At 71.6% G+C, this 14,507-nt stretch carries 15 protein-coding genes; 11 read left to right on the top strand and 4 right to left on the bottom strand.

The window, feature by feature from the left end; all coding sequences use genetic code 11:
• Window positions 1-99 precede the first annotated feature (99 nt).
• The gene (locus tag ElP_RS29660; RefSeq protein ID WP_145276395.1) at window positions 100-756 is read right to left on the bottom strand and encodes a 3-keto-disaccharide hydrolase; all 657 of its coding nucleotides are present in this window, start codon (window positions 754-756) and stop codon (window positions 100-102) included.
• 182 nt (window positions 757-938) lie between these two features.
• Between ElP_RS29660 and ElP_RS29655 the strand changes: the two genes are divergently transcribed.
• Both ElP_RS29655 and ElP_RS29650 read left to right on the top strand, forming a co-directional pair.
• On the top strand, window positions 939-1,895 hold the full coding sequence (locus ElP_RS29655; RefSeq protein WP_145276393.1) for an alpha/beta hydrolase: 957 nt from the start codon (window positions 939-941) through the stop codon (window positions 1,893-1,895).
• A 10-nt stretch (window positions 1,896-1,905) separates the two neighbouring features.
• Entirely contained in the window at window positions 1,906-3,354 is a 1,449-nt protein-coding gene (locus tag ElP_RS29650; RefSeq protein WP_197446482.1) for an HTTM domain-containing protein, read from the top strand.
• Here the strand turns inward: ElP_RS29650 and uvrA are convergent.
• Window positions 3,345-6,185 (bottom strand): excinuclease ABC subunit UvrA, encoded by a 2,841-nt coding sequence (gene uvrA, locus ElP_RS29645; protein WP_145276389.1) that lies wholly within the window; start codon window positions 6,183-6,185, stop codon window positions 3,345-3,347. The two genes, ElP_RS29650 and uvrA, sit on opposite strands and share 10 nt — an antisense overlap.
• A gap of 130 nt (window positions 6,186-6,315) precedes the next feature.
• Between uvrA and ElP_RS29640 the strand changes: the two genes are divergently transcribed.
• The 8 genes from ElP_RS29640 to ElP_RS29605 all read left to right on the top strand — a co-directional run bounded on the left by ElP_RS29640 (window position 6,316) and on the right by ElP_RS29605 (window position 10,704).
• Window positions 6,316-6,792, top strand: a complete 477-nt coding sequence (locus tag ElP_RS29640; protein WP_145276387.1) for a hypothetical protein — start codon at window positions 6,316-6,318, stop codon at window positions 6,790-6,792.
• Window positions 6,782-7,060: a MoaD/ThiS family protein gene (locus tag ElP_RS29635; RefSeq protein WP_145276385.1), complete on the top strand. Its 279-nt coding sequence runs from the start codon at window positions 6,782-6,784 to the stop codon at window positions 7,058-7,060. The genes ElP_RS29640 and ElP_RS29635 overlap by 11 nt, the downstream gene beginning before the upstream one ends.
• A gap of 40 nt (window positions 7,061-7,100) precedes the next feature.
• On the top strand, window positions 7,101-7,607 hold the full coding sequence (locus ElP_RS29630; RefSeq protein ID WP_145276383.1) for a molybdenum cofactor biosynthesis protein MoaE: 507 nt from the start codon (window positions 7,101-7,103) through the stop codon (window positions 7,605-7,607).
• Window positions 7,604-8,626 carry a GTP 3',8-cyclase MoaA gene (moaA, locus tag ElP_RS29625; RefSeq protein ID WP_145276382.1) on the top strand — a complete coding sequence of 341 codons (1,023 nt, stop codon included), beginning with the start codon at window positions 7,604-7,606 and terminating at the stop codon, window positions 8,624-8,626. The genes ElP_RS29630 and moaA overlap by 4 nt, the downstream gene beginning before the upstream one ends.
• A 155-nt stretch (window positions 8,627-8,781) precedes the next feature.
• Entirely contained in the window at window positions 8,782-9,204 is a 423-nt protein-coding gene (locus tag ElP_RS29620) for a YkgJ family cysteine cluster protein (protein WP_145276380.1), read from the top strand.
• The gene (locus ElP_RS29615) at window positions 9,201-9,767 is read left to right on the top strand and encodes a hypothetical protein (RefSeq protein ID WP_145276378.1); all 567 of its coding nucleotides are present in this window, start codon (window positions 9,201-9,203) and stop codon (window positions 9,765-9,767) included. Before ElP_RS29620 ends, ElP_RS29615 begins: the two co-directional genes overlap by 4 nt.
• Before the next feature lie 58 nt (window positions 9,768-9,825).
• Window positions 9,826-10,227, top strand: a complete 402-nt coding sequence (locus tag ElP_RS29610; RefSeq protein WP_145279098.1) for an HU family DNA-binding protein — start codon at window positions 9,826-9,828, stop codon at window positions 10,225-10,227.
• Window positions 10,228-10,470: 243 nt separating this feature from the next.
• Window positions 10,471-10,704, top strand: a complete 234-nt coding sequence (locus ElP_RS29605; protein WP_231749311.1) for a hypothetical protein — start codon at window positions 10,471-10,473, stop codon at window positions 10,702-10,704.
• Window positions 10,705-10,914: 210 nt separating this feature from the next.
• Here the strand turns inward: ElP_RS29605 and tal are convergent, their stop codons facing one another.
• The gene (gene tal / locus ElP_RS29600; protein WP_145276374.1) at window positions 10,915-12,063 is read right to left on the bottom strand and encodes a transaldolase; all 1,149 of its coding nucleotides are present in this window, start codon (window positions 12,061-12,063) and stop codon (window positions 10,915-10,917) included.
• 305 nt (window positions 12,064-12,368) lie between these two features.
• On the opposite strand from tal, the gene ElP_RS29595 reads away from it, so the two are divergent.
• Window positions 12,369-13,049, top strand: coding sequence for a hypothetical protein (locus tag ElP_RS29595; RefSeq protein WP_145276372.1), 681 nt, complete (start codon window positions 12,369-12,371; stop codon window positions 13,047-13,049).
• A 66-nt stretch (window positions 13,050-13,115) separates the two neighbouring features.
• Here the strand turns inward: ElP_RS29595 and ElP_RS29590 are convergent, their stop codons facing one another.
• Window positions 13,116-14,357, bottom strand: a complete 1,242-nt coding sequence (locus tag ElP_RS29590; RefSeq protein ID WP_145276370.1) for an FG-GAP repeat domain-containing protein — start codon at window positions 14,355-14,357, stop codon at window positions 13,116-13,118.
• Between the last annotated feature and the right edge of the window lie 150 nt (window positions 14,358-14,507).

Genomic DNA, 14,507 nt, shown 5'->3' with positions numbered 1-14,507 from the left:
CCGATTGCCCTGGATCGGCTCGGGGGGTCGTCGTGCGCGCGGCGGGTGCGGGGGACGACCGAGCACCGGGGCGGGGACGCCCGACGCCCGACGCCCGATTCAGAGTGGCTTGAGCAGGACGCGTCGGAACTCGATCCGGTAGCCTTCGGCCTCCAGCCCGACGTGGCCGGACGGGACCTGGCAGGTCTCCCAGTCGACGGTGACGGCGCCGTTGACCCAGAGGGTCACGCGTTCCCCGGCGAAGGTCACCTCATACGTGTTCCACTCGCCGGCGGGCTTGACCCGGGGGTCGGGCACCCGGTCTCGGGTGCTGATGCGTTCGAGCTCGCCGTCGATCAGGGTGTCGCCGAAGAGGAAGCCGCCGGAGGCGTCGCCGGTCTGGGCCTGATGCCAGACGGTTCCGTCCTCGGAGTTCCGGACGTAGATGCCGGAGTTGTACCGCCGAGGGCCCTCGGCGACGGGGACGAAGCGCCACTCGACGTGGTAGATGCCGTCCCGCTGGGGGGCATCCCAGCGGAGCCACTCGTGCCCCTTGTCGCCGGAGCAGACGATCGAACCCGTCTCGGGGTCGACGGACCACTGCGAGTCGGGATTCAACGCGCCGTCGGGGGGGATCGGGACCCGGGTCCAACCCTCCAGGTCGGCGCCCGACGCCTCGATGAGGTCGATCCAGCCGGAGGGGTCCTGCTCCAGGGCGCCGGGAGTCTCCTGGGCCGTCGGGGAGAGCAGGGCGGCGAGGGCGATCGGCAGCAGCATGATGGATTCCTCCGCGCGAAGGGGGCCGGGTGATCGGGTCGGGGCGATCGAGGCGAGTCTAGTCGACGGGGCCGGGCGGGGCGAGGGCCGGGGGATTCGCGTTGCCACCCGGGGGCGGTTCGATTAGAGGTGAGGGTGCCCTTCGAACCGCCCGGCCCGTCTCGACACCGGAGGTCGGCTTCATGGACGTCCCCGCTCGACGCCGTCGGCCCCCGTTCCGGATCGTCGCCGTGGCGTCGATCGTCGCGGTCGCGGCGATGCCGTTCGGCTACCTCGGCGTGGCGATCGTCTCGGCCCACTACCTGACGAGGCCGAGCAACCGGCCCGCCCGGCTCGACCCCAGGCTCGTCGGCCCTGCCGAGCGGTGGGAGGCGACCACCGAGGACGGCCTGACCCTGAGGGGCTGGTACTTCCCGACCGAGGAACGGCGGCGGCTGGTGGTGGGCGTCCACGGCATGCTCATGAACTGGGAGGAGCTGGCCGGGGTCGGCCGGGACCTGCACGCCCGGGGGTTCGACGTGCTGCTGTTCGACCTCCGGGGCCACGGCCGGAGCGACCCCGCGCGGCTCTCGATGGGCCGGGACGAGCGGGCCGACCTCCGGGCCGCGCTCCGATGGGCCGGGGAGGAGGGGTTCCCGCCCGATCGGGTCGGCTGGCTCGGCTGGTCGCTGGGGGCGTCGACGATCCTGCTCGAAGGGCTGGAGAACCCCGAGATCGGCGCCGCCGTGCTCGACAGCCCCTTCGGCGACCTGCCCGAACTGCTGGACACGCAGCTCAGCGCGCACAGCGGCCTGCCCCCGCAGTTCAACCCCGGCATTCTGCTGGCGGCGCACCTCGTCTACGGCGTCCGGACCGACGACCTGAAGCCGGCCCGGCTGGCCTCCGGATGGGGGGAGCGGCCGATGCTGGTGATCCACGGCGAGGACGACTCCATCGTCCCCGTCTCCCACGGCCGGGCGATCGCCCGGGCCGTCGGGGAGTCGTGCGAGCTGGTCGCGCTGCCGGGCGTGGAGCACGTCGGGGCGTATCGGGACCACCGGTCGCGCTACGTCGACCGGGTCGACCGCTTCTTCCGGGAGCACCTGGAGGGGGGGGATGCGGTGGCCCGCTCGGTTGCCGTCCCGACGGCGGGCCGTTAGCCTCGATTGCATGGAAACGCACCGCGACGTGGATGATCGGCCGTCGCCCGGGGCCGTCGCCGAGCGGTCGCCCTCGACGGGATCCCGAACAACGAGGACGGCGACGGCCAAGGCCGGGCGGCTGCTGTTCGGGCCGGTCGACGTGGCGGCGCTGGTCTATTTCCGGGTCGTCTTCGGCCTGGTGATGCTCTGGGAGGTGGCCGGATTCCTCCGGTTCGGCTGGGTCCGGCAACTGTTCCTGGACCCGATCTACCTGTTCACCTATCCGGGATTCGGCTGGGTCCGCCCCTGGCCCGAGAAGTGGATGCACCTCCATTTCTACGGGATGGGGCTGGCGGCGGCGATGATCGCGGCCGGGTTGTACTACCGGCTGGCGTCGGTGCTGTTCTTCCTGGGGTTCTCGTATGTCTTCCTGCTGGATCAATGCCTGTATCAGAACCACTTCTATTTGATCGTCCTGCTCTCGGGGCTCATGCCGCTGCTGCCGGCGAACCGGGACTTCTCGGCCGACGTCCGGATGCTGCCCTGGATCCGGAGGCGGTGGGTCCCGGCCTGGACGCTCGGGATCCTGAGGGCCCAGCTCGGCCTGGTCTACTTTTTCGGCGGCGTGGCGAAGCTCAACGGGGACTGGCTCCGGGGAGAGCCGATGCGGAGCTGGCTGGCGATCCATGCCGGGGCCCCGGTCGTCGGCCCCTGGCTCTCGGAGCGCTGGGTGGTGCTCGGGTTCTCCTACGGCGGCCTGCTGCTGGACCTGCTCGCCGCGCCGATGCTGCTCTGGGGGCGGACCCGGGCGTTCGCGGCGCTCGTCCTGCTGGCCTTCCACCTGACGAACGCCGCGCTCTTCGAGATCGGCATCTTCCCCTGGTTCATGATCCTCGCCACGCCGATCTTCTTCCCCTCGACGTCGCTCCGCCCGCTCTTCGGCGGCCGTCGGGAACCGGCCCCTGACGAACTGCCCGACGTGCCCTCCCGCCGGTCGAGGCGGGTGATGGCGGCCCTGATCGGCCTCTACCTGGGTTTGCAGGTGCTCATCCCGCTGCGCCATCACCTCTATCCGGGTGACGTGAACTGGACCGAGGAGGGCCACCGCTTCTCCTGGCACATGAAGTTGCGGGACAAGAGCGGAGACATCCGGTTCGTGGTGACGGACCCGGGCACCGGCCGGTCGGCGGTGGTGAACCCGGCCGACTTCCTCTCCCCCCGCCAGGAGGCGAAGATGGCGATCCGGCCGCACATGATCCGCCAGTTCGCCCACTACCTGGCCGACTTCTACGGGGAGGCCGGCGTCCCCGGCGTGGAGGTGCGGGCGCTGGCCGTCGCCTCGCTCAACGGCAGGCCGCCCCAGAAGCTGGTGGACGATCGGGTGGACCTGGCGGCACAGCCCCGGGCGATCGGCCCGGCCCCCTGGATCGTGCCGCTGGAGGGGGGGCCGATCCCGATCGGGGGCGGTCAGAGGTAGCGGCTCGTGTGGCCCTTGCCCGATGCGGCGACCTCGGCCGGGGGGCCCATCGCCACGAGGGAGCCGCCGGCATCTCCGGCATCGGGGCCGAGGTCGATGAGCCAGTCGGCGGCCCGGAGGACGTCGGGGTTGTGCTCGATGACGACCACGGTGTTCCCCAGGTCGGCCAGGCGGAGCAGGATGCGGAGCAGGTTGTCGACGTCGGCGAAGTGCAGCCCGGTCGTCGGCTCGTCCAGGACGTAGAGCGTCCGGCCGGTGGCGACCCGGCCCAGCTCGGCGGCGAGCTTCACCCGCTGGGCCTCCCCCCCGGAGAGCGTGGTGCTCGACTGGCCGAGGGTGACGTAGCCGAGCCCGGCCTCGTGCAGGGCCTCCAGCCCCCGAGCGACCTTCGGGACGTTCTCGAACAGGGGCCGGGCCTCGTCGACGCGCATGAGCAGGACGTCGCCGATGGATTTGCCCCGGAAGCGGCACTCCAGGGTGGCGCGGTCGAACCGCAGGCCCCGGCACGTCTCGCAGGGGATGTCCAGGTCGGGCAGGAAGGTCATCTCGATCCGGCGGACCCCCTGGCCCTCGCACGACTCGCACCGGCCCCCCTTCGTGTTGAAGCTGAAGCGGCCGGGGCCGTAGCCCCGGACCTTGGCCTCCCGGGTGGTGGCATAGAGGCGCCGGATGTCGTCGAAGACCCCGGTGTAGGTGGCGGGGGTCGAGCGGGGGGTGCGGCCGATGGGGGACTGGTCGATGAGGATCTGCTTGTCGATCTGGTCCAGGCCGGAGATGGACGTGTGGGCACCGGGCCGGGGGCCGGTCCCTTCCAGGGCCCGCCGGGCGGCGCGGGCGAGGATGTCGAGGACGAGGGAACTCTTGCCCGATCCGCTGACCCCCGAGACGCCCGTCAGGGCCCCGATCGGGATCTCGACGTCGATCGACTTGAGGTTGTGCTCCGACGCCCCGGAGATCGCGATTCGCCCGGGGCTCCGGGCGAGTCGGGCCTCGCCGGGGGGGATGAGCGCCGGGAGGGGCCCCTCCCGCCGCTCCCCTCCCCGGAGGTATCGGAGCGTGACCGAGGCGCCGGGCTCGGTCTCGTCCATCGCCCCGGGGGGGCCGAGGGCGACGACCCGCCCCCCGTCGGGGCCCGCCCCGGGTCCGAGGTCGACGAGCCAGTCGGCGGCCCGGATGGTCGTCTCGTCGTGCTCAACGACGAGGACGCTGTTGCCCCGGGCTCGCAGGTCGGCCAGACTGGCCAGCAGCCGCTCGGTGTCCCGGGGGTGCAGGCCGGCCGTCGGCTCGTCGAGGACGTAGCAGACGCCGACCAGGCCAGAGCCGATCTGGGTGGCGAGCCGGACCCGCTGCAACTCCCCGCCGGAGAGCGTGTCGGCCGGGCGGTCGAGCGTCAGGTAGCCCAGGCCGACCCGCTCCAGGAAGGAAAGTCGCTCGGCCACCTCGGCGACGAGCGGGGGGCCGACCCGGTCGAGCGGGGGCTCGAAGCGGAGCGACCCCAGGACGCCCCGGGCTCGGTCGGCCGTCATCGCGGTGAGGGCGTGGATCGGGGTGCCGTCGAGGGTGACGGCCCGGGCCTCGGGCCGGAGCCGGGCGCCCAGGCAGGAGGGGCAGGGGAGGTCGGAACGGAAGGCGTCGAGCGCCTCCCGGCGGCGCTCGGGGAGCGCGTCGTGGACGGCCCGGAGCTCGACGATCACGCCGTTGTAGGGGGGCTTCCCCTTGCCGGTCGGGCCGCCCTCGAAGAACTCCCGGAGGGCCTTGGCGGGCCAGGAGGAGAGGGGGGTCTCACTCGTGATCTTGTGCCGATCCAGGAGTGCGATCAGGCGATCATCCCCCTGGACCTCCGTGCGGGACTTCGGGGGCAGGGCCGCCCAGGCGGCGACGGCCCCCCCGGCGATCGACTTCGAGCGGTCGGGGGCGACCAGCTCCGGGTCGAAGGCGGAGACGACGCCCAGGCCGTCGCAGCCCGGGCAGGCGCCGTAGGGGCTGTTGAAGCTGAAGGTCCGGGGCTCGATCTCCGGCACGCCGAGCCCGCAACGCGGGCAGGAGAGCTTCGTGCTCAGGGAACGGTCGAGCCAGGAGCCCCCCTCCTGCTGGATCGAGAGGACGAGGGCGCCGTCGCCGAGCTTCAGGGCGAGGTCCACGCTGTCGGCCAGCCGGGACCGGATCCCCTCCCGGACCACCAGCCGGTCGACGACGGCCTCGATGTCGTGGACCTTGGTCTTGGCCAGCTTCGGGGGCTCGTCGGCCAGCTCGATCGTCTCGCCGTCGACTCTGGTTCGGATCAGGCCGGCCCGCCGGATCGCCCGGAAGGCGTCGAGGTGCTGGCCCTTGCGGCCCCGGACGATCGGCGCCAGGATGATGACCTTGCGGCCCTCCCCCAGGCCGAGCACCGAGCCGATCATCTGCTCGGCGGTCTGCGACCGGATCGGCTCGCCGCAGCCGGGGCAGTGGGGCACGCCGGCCCTGGCGTAGAGCAGGCGCAGGTAGTCGTGGATCTCGGTGACGGTGGCGACCGTGCTCCGGGGGCCGGCGGCGCCCGACTTCTGGTCGATGGCGACCGTGGGCGGCAGCCCCTCGATCAGGTCCACGTCGGGCGGTTCGAGCTGGTCGAGGAACTGCCGGGCGTAGGCCGAGAGCCCCTCGATGTAGCGCCGCTGGCCCTCGGCGTAGATCGTGTCGAACGCGAGCGAACTCTTGCCCGAGCCGCTGACGCCGGTCAGCACGACGAGGCGGTCCCGGGGCAGGTCGACGTCCACGTCCCTCAGGTTGTGCACCCGGGCCCCCCGGACCCGGATGGACGCCCCCCCCGGCCCGCCGTTCCGATCGCTCATGGGCCGACGACCCCCGATCCTCGATTGAACCCCGCCCCGAAACTGTTCACACTACTACTCCCTGGCGCCGGGCGGCAAGGGAACGCCCGGGGCGGGCGTGACCGCCGACCGGAGGCGCATCGGAGTCGAGATGACGATTCCCCGATTCTCTCTGGGTGGCCTGATGGCCGTCGTGGCCCTGGCGGCGGTCTTCTTCGTCGCGGTCCGGGATCCGTCGGACTGGTGGTCGAGCGTCGCATTCACCGGGGCGGTGGCCTTCCTCGGGGTCGCGTCCCTGCATGTGGCCTATCTCCGGGGACGGGCCCGGGTGTTCTGGGCCGGGGCCTCATCCTTCGGCTGGGGATACCTGGCGATGGCCTTCGCCCCCGGCCTGGAGTCGTCGATTCGGCCTCGGCTCGCCCCGACGCTGGTCCTCGAGACGATGAGCCTGATCGCGCTCGGGTCGACGTCGAAGGTTCGAGCCGAGAGCTTCGAGGATGCCGGCCATTCGCTCGTCGCAGTGCTCGTCGCGCTGCTCGGCGGCCTGATCGCGAGTCGGATCGCGCTGCGCTCGGAACGGGCGAGGCCCGAGGGATCGACCGGGGAGGGGACGTCCGTTGCTCGTTAAGATTCGCCTGTTCGCGGTCGCCCGGCAGCGGTTGGGATCGCCCGAGGTCGGCGTCGAGCTGCCCGAGCCGGCGACCGTGGCGACGCTGAGGACCGCAGTCGCCGAGCAGCATCCGGCCCTGGCCGCCCTGATGCCGGGGATGATGGTGGCGGTCGAGGGGGAATACGCGGCCGAGGACCGGGAGATTCGGGCGGGCCAGGAGGTCGCGTTGATCCCCCCGGTCAGCGGGGGAGCGGTGCACGACCGGCGAGCCGCCGGGAATCGGTGAATCCCGACCGGGATTTCGCAGTCAGTTTGGGACGACGTCCATGATCGCCATCACTGACCAGCCCATCGACCACGCCCGACTGACCGACCGGGTCCGATCGACCCGGGCGGGGGCCGTCTGCACGTTCCTGGGGACGACCCGGGAGGTGACCGGGGACCGGAGGACCGACCACCTCGACTACGAGGCCTACGCCGGGATGGCCGAGAAGACGCTCGGGGATCTGGAGGCGGAGGCCCGGGAACGCTGGGCGCTCGTCGACGTGGCGATCGAGCATCGGGTCGGCCGGGTCGAGCTGGGGGAGATCAGCGTGGTGGTGGCCGTCAGCGCCCCACACCGCAAACAGGCGTTCGAGGCCTGCCAGTGGCTGATGGACACGATCAAGGAGGTCGTCCCGATCTGGAAGAAGGAGACCTGGGCCGACGGCTCCGAGGAATGGGTCCACCCCGGGCTCGACCCGACCCCCGATCCCCCCCGGGTTGATCGCCCGACGGCCCGGCCCGCCGGGGGAGTGGCGTCGGGCCGGCGATCGGGTAGGCTGGAAGGATGAGCGACGAACCCGAGCGAATCGCCATGCCCACCGACCGCCTCGTCGACCGCTTCGGCCGGGTGCACAACAACCTCCGGATCAGCGTCACCGACCGCTGCAACATCCGGTGCACCTACTGCATGCCCGAGCTGGTCCAGTTCCTCCCCCGGCAGGAATTACTCACGTTCGAGGAGATCGAGCGGTTCGTCCGGGTGTCGACCGCGCTCGGCATCGATAAAATCCGCCTCACCGGCGGGGAACCGCTCGTGCGCCGGGATCTGCCGGTGCTGGTCGGGAAGCTGGCGAACGTGCCCGGCATCGTCGACGTCGGGCTGACAACCAACGGCATGCTGCTGGCGCCGGCGGCCCGAGCGCTGTTCGACGCCGGCCTGAGGCGGATCAACGTCAGCCTCGACACGATGGATCCCGCCCGCTTCGAGAGACTCACCCGGAGGCCGGGCTTCGAGAAGGTCATCGAGGGGATCCTGGCGGCGAAGGAGGCCGGGTTCGATCCGGTGAAGGTCAACGCGGTGGCGATCAAGGGGGAGACCGACGAGGACGTCGTCCCCCTCGGCCGGTTCGCCCGGGAGCACGGCCTGGAGCTTCGGTTCATCGAGTACATGCCGCTCGACGCCGGCAACGCCTGGGAACGCGACAAGGTCCTGTACGCCTCCGAGATCCTCGACCTGCTCTCGCGAGGGATCGGCCCACTGTCCCCGGCGCCGGACCAGGACCCCAGGGCCCCGGCCGTCGACTACGACTACGACGACGGCGGCGGCCGGGTCGGGCTGATCGCCTCGGTCAGCCGCCCCTTCTGCGGGAGCTGCAACCGGGTCCGGCTGACCGCCGACGGCAAGTTGCGCAATTGCCTGTTCGCCCTGGACGAGACGGACATCCGGGCCCTGATCCGGGGAGGCGCCCCCGATTCCGAGCTGGCCGAGGCCCTCCGGGAGAGCGTGGCGGCGAAGTGGGAAGGGCACCAGATCAACGCGGCGAACTTCATCAAGCCGGAGCGGCTGATGCACTCGATCGGGGGCTGATCGACGGCGAGGCCGCCGGGATTCGGCACGCAACCCGATCCGAAACGGCGACTTGTGGTGATCGGGCTTGAGCGGGGGCGGGGGGATTGATATGCTCAGGTCGTTGCCCCTGCCGCCCGACGCGCCTCCCCGATCGACCACCGCCCGGCCCCATCATGAACGCCGAGTCGCCCGCCCCCTGGTACCGAGACGGCCTGCGGTTCTCCTGCACGCAGTGCGGCAACTGCTGCACCGGGGCGCCGGGCTATGTGTGGGTCGACGCCGACGAGATCGCCGCGCTGGCCGATTCGGTCGGCCTGTCGGTCGAGGAGTTCGGCCTGCGGTTCGTCCGCCGGGTGGGACGGCGGTACAGCCTGATCGAGCGTCCCAACGGCGAGTGCATCTTCTGGGACAAGGCGGTCGGCTGCACCGTCTATGAGGCGAGGCCGACCCAGTGCAGGACCTGGCCGTTCTGGGAGGAGAACATCGAATCGAGGGCCGACTGGGAGCTGGTCGGCCGGGGCTGCCCCGGGGTGGACCGGGGCCGTTGGCACAGCGTCGAGGAGGTCGAGGCCGCGGCGGCGCGGACGGCCTCGTGACCGGGGGCATCGACGGTGTCGATCCGGTCTCGGCGATCGACCCCGAGCGGGTCCGGGGGCCGTTGCGGACGCTCTACCGGGAGCTCGACGCCCGGGTCGCCGAGCACGGGCCGACCTGCGTCGTCAGCGGCCGCTGCTGCCGGTTCGAGGAGTACGGGCATACGCTCTTCCTCTCGGCGGCCGAGGCGGCGCTGCTGGTGGCCGACGCGCCTCCTCCTGCCCGTACCCCGGATGACGGCGCGACCTGCCCCTGGCAGGACCGGCTCGGGCGTTGCACCGCCCGGGACGCCCGTCCCCTGGGCTGTCGGGTCTATTTCTGCGATCCGAACTACGAGGGGGAGGCCGGGCCGATCACCGAGGAGTTCCTCGGCAGGCTCAGGAGGCTGGTCGAGTCGCTGGGCCTGCCCTGGGGCTATGCGAGGATGCATCGACACGTGAGGGCGGCCATTGAGGCGGGCCTGCTCACGGCCGGGCCGGGCGACGACCCGTGCCGGGGCGCGGTCGAGCGGGTTGCCGCGGTTTCCGGCCGGGAATCGCTTGACATTAGTCCAAGTGGCCAATAACCTTGAGCCGATCGTCCCCTGGGGCCGGGCCGAGCTGCTCCCGCTGGAGACCGCCATCGTGACGAAGAAAGAGATCGTGAAGAAGATCTCCGAGGAGATCGGGCTGACCCAGCTCAAGACCAAGGACATCGTGCAGCGCACGCTGGACGAGATCATCAAGACGCTGGTCGAGGAGGGTCGGATCGAGCTGCGGAACTTCGGAGTCTTCGAGGTCAAGCGGCGGGCCCCTCGCAAGGCGAGGAACCCCCGGACCGGCGACAAGGTCTCGGTGCCGGCCAAGAACGTGGTGACGTTCAAGCCGGGCAAGGAGATGGAGGAACTGGTCCGGAAGATGGACCCGTCGAAACTTCCGCTGGAGAAAGACGACGGGGATTCCGATTTTGACAGTGACGGGTCCGTGGACCCGGGCCCGGAGGGACCCCGGCTGCATTCGCCGGCCGGGGCCGACGCGAAGCGCTGAGCGAGCGATCGCCCCGCCTTCCGCCGAGTCAGTCCCCCCAGGTTCGGGTCGCAGCGGACGGGACGCCCATCGGGCGGTGGGCGTGCGTCGCGGGGGGCGGGATCGGCCGGAGACGGCCCGGTCGCGTCCCGAGATCGGATCGCCCCCACCGGACCGGCCCGGTCGTCCCCCTCGGGGGGCGTTCGGGTTCAGGAGGATCACCCCGGTCCGGTCGATCCCGAACGGAGGCGGGAGGTACTTCTCATGCGAAAACCCTTGCTCTTGCTGGGTTTGCTGGCGATCATCCTCGTGTCGAGCGAGGGCTGCGCGCCGGTGCCCCTGCCGCGCTACGCGGCATATCCGCCCAGGCGGGTCGAAGAACTGCTCGTCGACTCGGAGAACCTGAGGCAGATCGGCGACGAATGGGAACGGTTCTGGTTCCTCGACCAGCCGTCCCACATGACGCCCTTCCGGACCCACGGCGGCCTCGGTCCCTGATCGGACCTCCGCCCCGGCCCGATCGCCTGATGTGAATCGAATCACGACGGCCGGCGGCCCGCCCCCACCCGGGGCGGGCCGCCGGCCGTTTCGTGTTCGGAGTGCGGGGATCACACGCGGCGTCGCGGGGAAGACCGCGCGCGGGGAGATTCTTTCTCCCGGCCTTCCGCTTCCCCGCTTCGCTGCGTGAGTCCCGTATCCTCTCCAGTCTTACTTGGCGAGCTGCTCCCGCTTGCCTCGGACGGCGCCGAGGAGGTCGTCGAAGGACTTGGCGAACTTCTGGACGCCGTCCTTGAGCAGGTGGTCGGTGACGTCCTTGAAGTCGACGCCCGCCCCGGCGAGGTCGGCCATGACCTCGTGGGCGGCGGCCGTGTCGGCGGTGAGGGGTGGGGAGTCGACGACCCTGCCGTGGTCCCGGAAGGCCTGGTAGGTCTCGGGGGGCATGGTGCTGACGGTGTCGGGGCCGATCAGCTCGTCGATGTAGAGGGTGTCGGGGTAGCTCGGGTTCTTGGTGCCGACCGACGCCCAGAGCAGCCGCTGGGGCTTCGCCCCCTTGGCGGCGAGGGCCTGCCACTCGGGGCCGGAGAAGATCTTCCCGAACGACTCGTAGGCGATCTTGGCGTTGGCGATCGCCGCCTTGCCCTTGAGGGCTTCGAGCTTCGCCTTGCGGCCGGCGTCGGATTCCTTGGCGATGATCGCGTCGAGCCGGCCGTCGACCTCGGCGTCGATCCGGGAGACGAAGAAGCTGGCGACCGAGGCGACGTGGTCGATCGGCCGGCCGGCCTCGACCCTCCGCCTCAGGGCCCGGATGTAGGCGTGTGCGACGGCCTCGTACGCCTCGACGCTGAAGAGCAGGGTGACGTTGATGTTCAGGCCGTCGGCCAGGGAGTCCTCGATCGCCGGGACGCACTGCTCGGTGCCCGGGATCTTGATCATGGCGTTGGGGCGGTCGAGCTTGCCCCAGTAGTGCTTGGCCTCGGTCGCGGTCTTCTCCCGCTCGAGGGCGAGCAGGGGGGAGACCTCCAGGCTGACGTAGCCGTCCAGCCCGTCGGTGCGGTCGTAGACCGGGCGGAACAGGTCGAGGGCGCCCCGGATGTCCTCGACGACCAGGGCCTCGTAGATGTGGTCGACGTCGGCACCCTCGGCGACGAGGGCCCGGGTGTCGTCGTCGTAGTCGGCGCTGTGGCCGATGGCCTTCTCGAAGATCGTGGGGTTGGAGGTGGCCCCCTGGAGCCCGTCGTCCTCGATCAGCCGGGCGAGCTCCCCCTGCCGGACGAACTGTCGGCTCATGAAGTCCATCCAGACGCTCTGCTTCAGGGCCTGGAGCTTCGTCAGCGGGGTGGCGGCGGCGGTCGCCATGGTCGGTCTCTCCCGGGTTCGAGTTCGATGGGCCTCGCGTCGGGTCTCGCCCCTCCCGAGCCTGCAAGGACGGGGCCGGAGCCGCTCCGCGTCATTTCCCACGATAGCGTAAGTCGGGACCGAGGGCGACGGGCGGACGCGCCGGATCTGAGGGCGAGGGGGATGACCGGCCGCCCGAATCGCTGGACCCGGGCCGTCGATCGGGCGATGAGAACTCCCGAGGGACACCGACCCCGGGTCGGGGCTCATCGGGGCCCCGGGCCGGGGCGTCGGCCGACGCCGGGCGACCGGTGGGGGGAGGGGCGATGTCGCGGAGCCTGTGGCGTTCGAGCCGTCGACCGAGCCCGGGCCGACGAGCCTGGCGGGCCGGCCCGGTCGAGGGCCTGGAGCCTCGGAGCTTCCTGTCCGGCGGCGTGACCGCCCGGTCGCTGTTCCTGATGGCGCACGACGTGGCCGAGGCCAGGCGGTTCCTCCAGGTCGGCCGGTTTCAGCCGCCGCTCGCCCCGACCTTCCGGGTCGAGTCCGCCGTGCTGAACGCCCGGGCGGGTCGGCTGCTGGTGCAATTCCGGGGGGCCGAGGGGGGAGGGGTCGACCCGGCCTCGCTGCCCGGCAACGTGCGGCTCGTCCGGAGGCATTCCCCCCTGGTGGTGCCCGGCGAGGTCACCCTGATCGGCGAGCCCCAGGTCCTGCCGACCGTGTACGAGCCGGTCAACCCCGGGGGGCCGACGGGCACGCCGGTCGTCGGGGTCTCCTACGACTTCGGGGCGCCCTTGCCCCGGGGGAACTACCGGCTCCTGATCCGGTCCGGGGGCGTCCGGGACCTGGCCGGCCGGCCGCTCGACGGCGAGTTCGGCCGCACGCTCCCCTCCGGGGACGGCGTCCCCGGGGGGGATTTCGAGGCCTCGATCGCCTCGAACGGCTTCTTCTCCTACCGGCCCCGGCCCGCGCCGGGGAGGTTCCCGGCGCGGCTGTTGGGGAGAGGCTGACGGGGGCCGGGGGAGGGCGGGTCGACGCGGCCGTCACGCCTCCGCCCTCGGCCGACTCGACGGCCCTCACGCCCCCGGGTTTTCCAGCCAGTAGAGGCCGCTCTTGCCGGGGCAGAGCAGGTCGGCGTCGCCGTCGGCGTCGAGGTCGACGGCCATCATCTGGAGGCCGGTGCCGGCGGTCCCGCGGGGGAAGTCCTTGAGGGCGTCCCGCTCGGCGGCCCGGTCCCGGGGGGGGGCATTTGTCGCGGCCTCTCCCCGGTAGAGGATGGTCCGCTCCCAGTCGCCGGAGTCGCGGTCGAAGCGATACGAGGCGATGATCGGCGCGTCGGTGTCGCCGGGCTCGACCTCGTGGCCGTAGATGCGGGTGCCGGTGACCAGCTCGTCGGCCTCGTCGCCGTCGAGGTCGGCCCACATCAGGGTGTGGGCCTGGTGGATCGTGTCGTCGATGAACTTCGGCTCCGACCAGGTCCGGTTGCCGTCGTCGTCCTGCTGCTGCGTGAGCCAGTAGAGCCCGTAGTCGTGGCCCATGCCGAAGACGACATCGGAGAGGCCGTCGCCGTCCACGTCCCGGGCGAGGATCTGGATGCCGGCGGCGGTATTCTTCCCCTGTTCGCCGCCGACGGTGGACCACTCGGGGTGGAAGGCCCAGGACTCCCCCGAGGGGTCGGGCGGGGCCTCGAACCAGCCCTTTGGGGTGAGCAGGTCGGTCCGGCCGTCGCCGTTCACGTCGCCGGTGCCGACGCCGTGCCCGGCCTCCTGGGAGCCCAGCTCGTACTTCTTCCAGGAGGCAGCCGGGCCGGGGTCCTTCAGCTCGTAGAAGACGGCGACGTTCACCGCGTTCGGCAGGACCTCGGGCACGCCGTCCCCGGTCAGGTCGACGAGCCAGGCGGCCTCGCTCGGGCCGGGCTGGTCGATGGCGTGATAGGTCCAGGGGGCGCCCGCCTCGCCGGGGTTCTCCACCCAGCCGACGTCCCGGCCGAAGTAGGAGCAGGTGACGTAGTCCATCCGGCCGTCGGCGTTCACGTCGACCGGCAGGGTGGCGAAGCAGTTGAAGTAGGTGCCCTGTTGCGCCACGTCCCGGACCTTGAAGGACTCGGAGAACCCGGGGCCCTCGTACCAGGTCTCGCCGCAGACGACGTCGAGCACGCCGTCGCCGTCCACGTCCAGGGCCCCGGCGGCCTCGAAGGGGCTGCGGTCGTTGATCGCATGCTTCGTCCAGCCCGACTCGCCGTCGGCCCGGGCCATCCCCGCCCCGAGGAGCAGGGCCAGGGCCGATCGGCACAACATCGAGAACGTCCTCGCGCTCATGGCGTCTCCTCTCCTCCCGGGTGCGTATCCGATCGCCCGATCATATCGGGCCCGCCGCCCTGCCGCACCGGGGCATCGTCGACCGGCCCGACCGACCCGACCGGCCCGACCGGCCCAGCCCCTTGAACCGTCGTCGTCGGTGATTATGAT

This window comes from Tautonia plasticadhaerens, from assembly GCF_007752535.1.
GTDB lineage: Bacteria > Planctomycetota > Planctomycetia > Isosphaerales > Isosphaeraceae > Tautonia > Tautonia plasticadhaerens.
This window is presented reverse-complemented; position numbering and strand designations above follow the sequence as displayed.

Coding starts and splice junctions, on each gene's coding strand:
- ElP_RS29660 (WP_145276395.1), bottom strand. CDS start 756: ATGCTGCTGCCGATCGCCCTCGCCGCCCTGCTCTCCCCGACGGCCCAG.
- ElP_RS29655 (WP_145276393.1), top strand. CDS start 939: ATGGACGTCCCCGCTCGACGCCGTCGGCCCCCGTTCCGGATCGTCGCC.
- ElP_RS29650 (WP_197446482.1), top strand. CDS start 1,906: ATGGAAACGCACCGCGACGTGGATGATCGGCCGTCGCCCGGGGCCGTC.
- uvrA (WP_145276389.1), bottom strand. CDS start 6,185: ATGAGCGATCGGAACGGCGGGCCGGGGGGGGCGTCCATCCGGGTCCGG.
- ElP_RS29640 (WP_145276387.1), top strand. CDS start 6,316: ATGACGATTCCCCGATTCTCTCTGGGTGGCCTGATGGCCGTCGTGGCC.
- ElP_RS29630 (WP_145276383.1), top strand. CDS start 7,101: ATGATCGCCATCACTGACCAGCCCATCGACCACGCCCGACTGACCGAC.
- moaA (WP_145276382.1), top strand. CDS start 7,604: ATGAGCGACGAACCCGAGCGAATCGCCATGCCCACCGACCGCCTCGTC.
- ElP_RS29620 (WP_145276380.1), top strand. CDS start 8,782: ATGAACGCCGAGTCGCCCGCCCCCTGGTACCGAGACGGCCTGCGGTTC.
- ElP_RS29605 (WP_231749311.1), top strand. CDS start 10,471: ATGCGAAAACCCTTGCTCTTGCTGGGTTTGCTGGCGATCATCCTCGTG.
- tal (WP_145276374.1), bottom strand. CDS start 12,063: ATGGCGACCGCCGCCGCCACCCCGCTGACGAAGCTCCAGGCCCTGAAG.
- ElP_RS29595 (WP_145276372.1), top strand. CDS start 12,369: ATGTCGCGGAGCCTGTGGCGTTCGAGCCGTCGACCGAGCCCGGGCCGA.
- ElP_RS29590 (WP_145276370.1), bottom strand. CDS start 14,357: ATGAGCGCGAGGACGTTCTCGATGTTGTGCCGATCGGCCCTGGCCCTG.